Consider the following 8,439-nt stretch of genomic DNA (forward strand, 5'->3'; position numbering starts at 1 on the left):
CGTCTACGACATCCACATCGGCACCATCACACCCGGACCCTGACCGCACCCGTCACCCATCAACCCCCGACGGACTTCCGGCTCGGACCACTTAGGGGCCAACTCGGGGGGCAGCGAAAAGACTTCCCGCCCAGGGTGCTCCTCCTCCTGGGTCGCCATCAGCTTGGCCAACTCAGCGACCAACTCAGTGGGCAGCGTATGGATTCTTCGCCCAGGGTCTACCTCCGCTAACTCATCGGCAGGAATTCCGGTGAGTCCCAAGGAACTGACCGGAACATCCCAGGATGCGTTGGGGTAGGCATTGTTTGGTGTGGAGGGGGGCATCACACTCTCCTCGCCATAGGGGAAACGCGATTTCCTTGCGTAGTTTGCACCTGCCGGTATTCTTGCCGAGCAAATTTCGCAGCTCTAATAGGAGAACGGAGGGTTTTGCCGTCGGGTTCATGTACGAGTATAGTGTGATGCTGGTCACACTGAGTAATTGCCCACACGTGGGCGGTGGTAGCCAGGTAGCTGTGGGAATGCCTGATGTTCGTGGAGCGCAACGTCCTGTTCCGCGCTCCTGGTGTGCCGCGCGGCAGATGTCCGTCTCGTCCTGGGCGGACGATCTGATATCACCCGGAAAACAGCACGACGTGATCCCCGTAACACGCGCTCTGTGAGTCGATCTTGTGGGGGCTTCATGAGCGATCAGATGCAGTCGATGGTCAGCCGGCGTGGGTTCCTGCGGGCGGTGGGAGTCAGCGGTGGTGCGGTGCGATGGTAATGGGGCTCGCCCCCAACGCGGCCGCGTCGGTCACCCCGGCGTTCCGGCCGCCGCAGCGGTCCGACTTCACCCTCACCGGGCGGCCGGGTGCCAGCGTGGTCATTCTCGGCGGCGGCATCGCGGGTCTCACCGCCGCGTACGAGTTGGGCAAGGCGGGTTACCGCTGCACGATCCTCGAGGCGCGGCACCGCGTCGGTGGGCGGAAACTGACCATCCGGGGTGGCGACGTCGAGACCGACCTGGATGGACGCACCCAGCGGGCCGGCTTCTCCGACGGGGTCTACTTCAATGCGAGGCCGGGCCGGATCGCGCAGTGGATGGTCACCATGGGACTACTGCCGGGAACTCGGCGTACCCGTCGAGGTCTTCACCAACCAGAACGCGGACGCCTGGATCTACAACGAGTCCGCCGGAATGACCGAGCCGGTCCGGTACCGCACCGCCAGGCCGACGTGTACGGCTACGTCTCGGAACTGCTCGCCAAGGCCACCGACCGGGGCGCGTTGGACGGTCGGCTCACCACTGGGGACCGCGACCGGCTGCTGGCGTTCCTGCAGAGCTTCGGCGCGATCGGTGGACGCACCAGCGACTGGGCGGACACCGGGACCAACAGGCGCGGCTTCTCCGCGTATCCGGGCGCGGGCAACGACGTGGGCAGCCTGCGCTCTCCGACGTTTTCGCCAGCAACGTCGGCCGGCACTTCTCCTTCGAGTTCGGCTACGACCAGGCCATGCTGATGTTCCAGCCGGTCGGCGGCATGGACCAGATTCCCCGAGCACTGGCGAAGGCCGTGGGCATGCACCGGATCCGGCTCGACGCCGAGGTGACCGGTGTGACCGACCGGCGGCATCCCCGAGACCGATCTGGACCTGTCACAGATCTGGTACCCGTCCTACGGTTTCCACGGCAAGCGCGGCCTGGTCGTCGGCTACTAACAACACCGGGGCGAACGCCCGGGCGTACAGCGGTCTCACGCCCGAGCAGCGCAGGGAGCGCGCGATTACGCAGGGCGTGAAGATCCACGGCGACAAGTACCGCAGTGAGCTGGTCACCTCGTACTCGCACGCCTGGGACCGGACCCGCTGCATCGAGGGCGCCTGGACCTCGCCCCGCTACGGCACGCCCGGCTACAACCTGCTGCTCCAGCCGGCCGGGCGGGTCTACTTCGCGGGGGACTGGCTGAGCCACGAGGTGGCCTGGCAGCACGGCGCGTTCGTGGCGGCCCGGTCGGCGGTGTCGGCACTGCACCAGCGGGTGATGGCCGGCTGACGGTCCGCCGGGACCGCACGGCGGGCGGGGGCGGCGGGCGGCGGGACGGGTGCGCGAGGATGGGTCATCCCCGCCCTGAGGAGCGCAGATGGCCACCCACCTGACCGCGCCGCGTACCGCCGCCCGGCCCGACGTCGCGTCGATCCAGCGGCGCACCCTGCGGCTGCTCTTCACCACCCAGATCATCGGCGGCATCGGTGTGACCATCGGCATCTCCGTCGGCGCGCTGCTCGCCGCACGGATCGCCGGCACCGCGATGGCCGGCGTCGCGCAGAGCGCCGGGGTGGTCGGTGCGGCGCTGCTCGCCGTCCCGGTCACCCGGATCATGGCGCGGCGTGGCCGCCGGCCGGGCCTGGTGCTGGCGTACGCCGTCGGTGCCGTCGGCGGCGTGCTGGTGGTGCTGGCGGCGGCCACCCGTTCGGTGCCGCTGATCTTCCTCGGCATGCTGCTCTTCGGCGGCGGCACCGCCGCGAATCTGCAGGCCCGCTACACGGCGGTGGACCTCGCCGAGCCGGCCCGTCGTGGCCGGCAGCTCTCCCTGATCGTCTGGGCCACCACCATCGGCGCGGTGGCCGCGCCGAACTTCGCCGCGCTGGCCGACCGGGCCACCTCCGGTTGGGGGCTGCCGCCGTTGGCCGGCCCGTTCGCGTTCAGTTCGGTCGCGTTCGTGCTGACTGCCGGCGTACTCCTCGGGTTGCTCCGCCCCGACCCGCTGCTCACCGCGCGGCGGCTCGCGGAGGCCGACGCGCCCGTCGCTCCGCCGGCCGCTGACCCGCCGGCGGCGGCCGCGGCCGCCCAGGCGCCGGCCGCCGCGCCGGTCGGTGCGCGCGCGTCGCGCAGCGCCGGGATGCGGCTGGCCTGGTCGGTGGTACGCGGGCAGCCCGCCGCCCGGCTCGGCATCGCCGCGGTGGCGGTGGGGCACCTGGTGATGGTGGCGGTGATGGCGATGACCCCGGTCCGGATCGGCGAGTCGCACGCCGACGCCGACGTGCTGCGGCTGGTCGGCATCGTGTTGAGTTTGCACATCGCCGGCATGTACGCGTTCGCCCCGGTGGTCGGCTGGCTCACCGACCGGTTCGGCCGGCGGGCGGTGATCCTCGGCGGGGTCGGGCTGCTGCTGGCCGCCTGTGCGGTGGCCGGCACCGCCGGGCACCACACGCCCCGGCTCTCGGTCGGTCTGGTCCTGCTCGGGCTGGGCTGGTCCGGGACGATGGTGGCCGGCTCGACGCTGCTCTCCGAGTCGGTGGTGGCCGGTGTACGGCCGAGCGTCCAGGGGTTCTCCGACCTGATCATGGGGCTGGCCGGGGCCGGCGCCGCGGTGCTCAGCGGGTTTGTCATGCAGATCGCCGGTTATCCGGTGCTCTGCCTGCTCGCGGCGGTCGCAACCGTGCCCCTGGTGGCGCTAGCGTTGCGCCCGGTGTCGACCACGGCATCGGACAAGGAGGGCTGATCACGTGCGGCTGACCGACTTCTGGGCGCGGTTGGAGGAGGCGTTCGGGCCGGGTTACGCGGCCAGCATCGCCCGCGACCAGGTGCTGTCCCAGCTCGATGGACGGACCATCGAGCAGGCGTTGGCGTCGGGGGTACGGACGCAGGCGGTCTGGCGGGCGGTCTGCGCCGCATATCCCGACCGCGTGCCCGCGCGACTACGCTGAGCAGCCTTTTCGCCGCTTCCGCGTGTCGCTTGTCTTGTCGTACACCTGTTCGGCTATTGTCCACAGCGGGGTGCTCGTCCACAGCTCGCGGCCCGTCGGCTGGTTTTCTGTCGGACCCAGCGCCTAGCGTGTCCGCGTGACGCGAAGCTCAGCAAAGACGCCGGCGAAGGCAGGGGTGGCAACCATGGCAGCAGGGCCTGACCGGGAGAAGGCACTCGACCTTGCTCTCGCTCAGATCGACAAGCAATTCGGCAAGGGCTCGGTGATGCGACTGGGTGACCGGCCGGTCATCCAGACGGCGGTGATTCCGACCGGCTCCATCGCGCTCGACGTGGCGTTGGGCATCGGCGGCCTGCCGCGTGGCCGGGTGGTCGAGGTCTACGGCCCGGAGTCCAGCGGTAAGACCACGGTGGCTCTGCACGCGGTGGCCAACGCCCAGCGGGCCGGTGGCATCGCCGCCTTCATCGACGCCGAGCACGCGCTCGACCCGGAGTACGCGAAGGCCCTCGGCGTCGACACCGACGCGATGCTGGTCTCGCAGCCGGACACCGGCGAGCAGGCGCTGGAAATCGCGGACATGCTGATCCGCTCCGGCGCGCTGGACATCATCGTGATCGACTCGGTGGCGGCCCTGGTGCCGCGCGCCGAGATCGAGGGCGAGATGGGCGACAGCCACGTGGGCCTCCAGGCCCGGCTGATGAGCCAGGCACTGCGGAAGATCACCGGTGTGCTCAGCAACACCGGCACCACGGCGATCTTCATCAACCAGCTGCGGGAAAAGATCGGCGTGATGTTCGGCAGCCCGGAGACCACCACCGGTGGTCGGGCGCTGAAGTTCTACGCCTCGGTCCGGCTCGACGTGCGACGCATCGAGAGCCTCAAGGACGGCACCGACGTGGTCGGTAACCGCACCCGGGTCAAGGTCGTCAAGAACAAGGTGGCTGCGCCGTTCAAGCAGGCCGAGTTCGACATCATGTACGGCAAGGGCATCTCGCGCGAGGGCTCGCTGATCGACGTCGGCGTGGAGCAGGCGATCATCCGCAAGTCCGGTGCGTGGTACACGTACGACGGCGACCAGCTCGGCCAGGGCAAGGAGAAGGCCCGGGAGTTCCTGAAGGAGAACCCGGACGTGGCCGCCGAGATCGAGAAGAAGATCCTGGAGAAGCTCGGCGTCGGGGTCGGCGCGGGCGACGCCGCCGGTGGCCCGGAGCTGCCGCCGGTCGACTTCTGACCGGTCGCTGACCAGTGGCAGGACGACGCGCCCGTACGGGGCGGGGCTGGGATGCCAGTCCGCCTCGTACGGGTGATGCCAGTGATCCCCCGCGCCCGCGCCGTGGTCGTCGTGGCCGGTCCGAGGCGGGCGATGCGGTCGAGGCTCCGGCGCCACCTCGCGACGGGCCACCTCGCGACGAGTCGGAGGTGGCCCGCGAGATCTGTCTGCGCCAGCTCGCCGTCCGCCCGCGTACCCGGGCGGAGCTGGCCGGTGCGCTGGCCAAACGCGGCATCTCCGAGCAGGTCTCCGCCGAGGTGCTCGACCGGTACGACGAGGTCGGCATCATCGACGACGCGGCGTTCGCCCGCGCCTGGGTGTCCAGCCGGCACTCCGGGCGTGGCCTGGCCCGCCGGGCCCTCGCCAACGAGCTGCGCCGCAAGGGCGTCGACGGCGAGGTGGCCACCGAGGCGCTCGACGAACTGGACGAGGAGACCGAGGCGGAGACCGCCCGTGCCCTGGTGGAGCGCAAGCTGCGTACCGCCCGGGGTGAACCGGACGCGATCTTCCGCCGGCTGGTGGGCATGCTGGCCCGCAAGGGCTACCCGCCCGGTGTGGCGATCCGGGCGGTGAAGGACGCGCTGGCCGCGCAGAGCGCCGAGGCGGCCGAGTTCGCCGAGCAGATCGACGCCGACGCGCTGGCCGACGCGGAAGGTGACCTGGAGCGCGACAACCGCCTGACCGACTGAGCGCCGCGCCGCGCCGCGCCGCGCCGCGCGCCGCGCCGCGCGCCGCGCCGCGCGCCGCGCCGCGCGCCGTGCCGCGCCGCGCGCCGCGCCGCGCCGCGCGCCGCGCCGCGCCGCGCGCCGTGCCGGGCCGGGATGATCGCGCTCGATCCAGGATGTAGTGGCCTCACCGCCGCGAGTACCCCACTACATCCTGGATCGAGCGCGATCTTGGCCGGTGAGCGGCGCGGATCGTGCCGGGGGTGAGCGGCGCGGATCGTGGTGGGGTGAGCGGCGCGATCTTGGCGGGATGAGAGGGTTGGGCCGAGCGGGGGTCGCTGGTGTCACAAAGTCGGTTCACCGCGGGGGTGTCTCCGTCGCTGAACAGGCACGACATCCGGATCGGCGCCGTCGCCTCGCCGCCTTTGTCCCGGTGTGTCCGACACTGCATCAGCTTTGAGTGACGCCGCAACTTCGCTCCGTTCGGGGGGTTTGATCATGAGTCCTTGACCAGACCACCCCCGGCGACCTAGCCTCGCCATACAGGCTCACATTGCCCGACCAGCGCAGGCTAAGCGCACAACATAGATCGCGTAACAACACAGCATCACTTTGGCCGACTCCACGGCCTTTGGCGGCAGTCCGGACAGGCCGGTCCGGTACTCCGCGACAACTGCACCCGGTCGCCGACGATGCCCGAGGGCACCGCCGGCGGAGAGAGCTACCCACGGCCAGCCGCTCCGGTCGGGCGTCCACAGCCGCAGGAGTGTGCCCATCGGGCACGGTCACTGCGGTCGGCAGACGTTTCAGGGGAGGCGGCCATGGTGGGGCGGCGGCACAGGTTCACCGGTAGACCCGACGGGGTTCCGGCATGAACGCCTTCGACGTCGTGCTCCTCGCGGCCGTCCTCATCCTCGCGGCGGTGGTGATCGGCGCCGTGCTGTACGGCGTCCGGACACTGCGCGGAATGGGTTCGGCGCCGGCGCCGGAGGATCCGGCGTTCATCGCCGAGAAGGACCGCCAGGAGCAGTCCCTGGCCGCCCTGCGCAACGCGGCCGACCAGGCGAACAGCACCATCGACGTCGCGAAGTCCGCAGCCGCCGCCGCGCGCGCCGAGGCGGCGGCCGCGAAGGCCGAGGCCAAGGCCGCCCGAGCCGAGGCCCGCCGGGTGCTCGACGATGCCCGCGCCGAGGCGGACACCGTCCTGGAGCGGGCGCACAAGCAGGCCGAGGCGGACGCCGAACAGTTGCGGGCCACGGCCCGGCGCAGCGGCGAACGGGAGGTCGCGGTGCTCGCCGCCACCACTCGGGAGCAGGCGGCCGAGGTGGAGCGCCGTGCGGCCCGGATGGACGAGCGGGAGCGGCTGCACACCGAGGAGGTGGAGCGGTTCGCCGAGCGGGAGCGGCAGCTCACCGAGGCGCGGGCCGCCCTCGCCGCACGGGAGTCCGCTCTCGCCCAGCGGGAGACCGAGCTGGCCGAGGCGGAGGAGTTGCGCCGCCGGGAGCTGGAACGGGTCGCCGGCCTGACCGCCGACGCGGCCCGGCTGGAACTGGTCGAGGCGATCGAGACGCAGGCCAAGCGGGAGGCCGCGCTGCTGGTGCGCGACATCGAGGCCGACGCGCGGGGCACCGCCGAACAGCGGGCCCGCCACATCGTGGTGGACGCGATCCAGCGGGTCGCCAGCGAGCAGACCGCGGAGAGCGTGGTCAGCGTCCTGCACCTACCCGGTGACGAGATGAAGGGTCGGATCATCGGTCGGGAGGGGCGCAACATTCGCGCCTTCGAGTCGGTGACCGGGGTCAACCTGATCATCGACGACACCCCGGAGGCGGTGCTGCTCTCCTGCTTCGACCCGGTCCGCCGGGAGGTCGGCCGGCTCACCCTGGAGAAGCTGGTGCTGGACGGGCGGATCCACCCGCACCGCATCGAGGAGGTCTACGACCTGGCCCGCCAGGAGGTGGAGCAGCTCTGCCTCCGCGCTGCCGAGGACGCCCTGGTCGAGGTCGGCATCACCGAGATCCACCCGGAGCTGGTGGTCCTGCTGGGCCGGTTGCGCTACCGCACGTCGTACGGGCAGAACGTGCTCAAGCACCTGGTCGAGACCGCGCACATCGCCGGCATCATGGCCGCCGAGCTGCGGTTGGACGTGCCCACCATCAAGCGGTCCGCGTTCCTGCACGACATCGGCAAGGCGCTCACCCACGAGGTCGAGGGCAGCCACGCCATCATCGGCGCCGACCTGGCCCGCAAGTACGGCGAGCACGAGGACGTCGTGCACGCCATCGAGGCGCACCACAACGAGGTGCCGCCGCAGACCATCGAGGCCGTCCTCACCCAGGCGTCCGACGCCTGCTCCGGCGGCCGGCCGGGCGCCCGCCGGGAGAGCCTGGAGGCGTACGTCAAGCGGCTGGAGCGGATCGAGGAGATCGCGGCCGGCAAGCTGGGCGTGGACAAGGTCTTCGCCATGCAGGCCGGCCGGGAGATCCGGGTGATGGTCAAGCCCGACGACGTGGACGACATCGGGGCGGCCGTGCTGGCCCGTGACGTGGCCAAGCAGATCGAGGAGGAGCTGACGTACCCGGGTCAGATCCGGGTCACCGTGGTCCGCGAGTCCCGGGTCACCGAGATCGCCCGCTGACCGCCGGTGCCAGCCGCAAAGGTGCACAAATTGGATTCGAGTGCAGCAGCCAGGATGCCAAATTGGCCGTAGCCCTCATAGGGGACTGTAAAAAGAACGGTGTAACTCCTGATCAAGGAGACGCACCTGATGACCATGACGACTGACGCCGTGGATACTGCCGCGGTGGCGAAGAA

The 8,439-nt window shown here is 70.8% G+C and carries 7 protein-coding genes; all 7 read left to right on the forward strand.

The window, feature by feature from the left end; genetic code table 11:
- Positions 1–759: 759 nt before the first annotated feature.
- The 7 genes from AB0H52_RS31040 (at position 760) to rny (ending at position 8,263) form a co-directional block, all read left to right on the forward strand.
- Positions 760–1,503 carry an FAD-dependent oxidoreductase gene (locus AB0H52_RS31040; RefSeq protein ID WP_255473771.1) on the forward strand — a complete coding sequence of 248 codons (744 nt, stop codon included), beginning with the start codon at positions 760–762 and terminating at the stop codon, positions 1,501–1,503.
- Between the two features lie 274 nt (positions 1,504–1,777).
- The gene (locus tag AB0H52_RS31045; RefSeq protein ID WP_357951828.1) at positions 1,778–2,035 is read left to right on the forward strand and encodes an FAD-dependent oxidoreductase; all 258 of its coding nucleotides are present in this window, start codon (positions 1,778–1,780) and stop codon (positions 2,033–2,035) included.
- Positions 2,036–2,123: 88 nt separating this feature from the next.
- Positions 2,124–3,485, forward strand: a complete 1,362-nt coding sequence (locus AB0H52_RS31050) for an MFS transporter (RefSeq protein WP_151492997.1) — start codon at positions 2,124–2,126, stop codon at positions 3,483–3,485.
- Positions 3,486–3,489: 4 nt separating this feature from the next.
- Positions 3,490–3,690 carry a DUF3046 domain-containing protein gene (locus AB0H52_RS31055; protein ID WP_151492998.1) on the forward strand — a complete coding sequence of 67 codons (201 nt, stop codon included), beginning with the start codon at positions 3,490–3,492 and terminating at the stop codon, positions 3,688–3,690.
- 184 nt (positions 3,691–3,874) lie between these two features.
- Positions 3,875–4,921 (forward strand): recombinase RecA, encoded by a 1,047-nt coding sequence (gene recA, locus AB0H52_RS31060; RefSeq protein WP_151492999.1) that lies wholly within the window; start codon positions 3,875–3,877, stop codon positions 4,919–4,921.
- A 14-nt stretch (positions 4,922–4,935) separates the two neighbouring features.
- Positions 4,936–5,649 carry a regulatory protein RecX gene (locus AB0H52_RS31065; protein WP_151493000.1) on the forward strand — a complete coding sequence of 238 codons (714 nt, stop codon included), beginning with the start codon at positions 4,936–4,938 and terminating at the stop codon, positions 5,647–5,649.
- Between the two features lie 847 nt (positions 5,650–6,496).
- Positions 6,497–8,263, forward strand: coding sequence for a ribonuclease Y (rny, locus tag AB0H52_RS31070; RefSeq protein ID WP_357951831.1), 1,767 nt, complete (start codon positions 6,497–6,499; stop codon positions 8,261–8,263).
- Positions 8,264–8,439 lie beyond the last annotated feature (176 nt).

It is taken from the genome of Micromonospora sp. NPDC050695, from assembly GCF_040654415.1.
In the GTDB taxonomy this organism is placed as follows: Bacteria; Actinomycetota; Actinomycetes; order Mycobacteriales; family Micromonosporaceae; genus Micromonospora.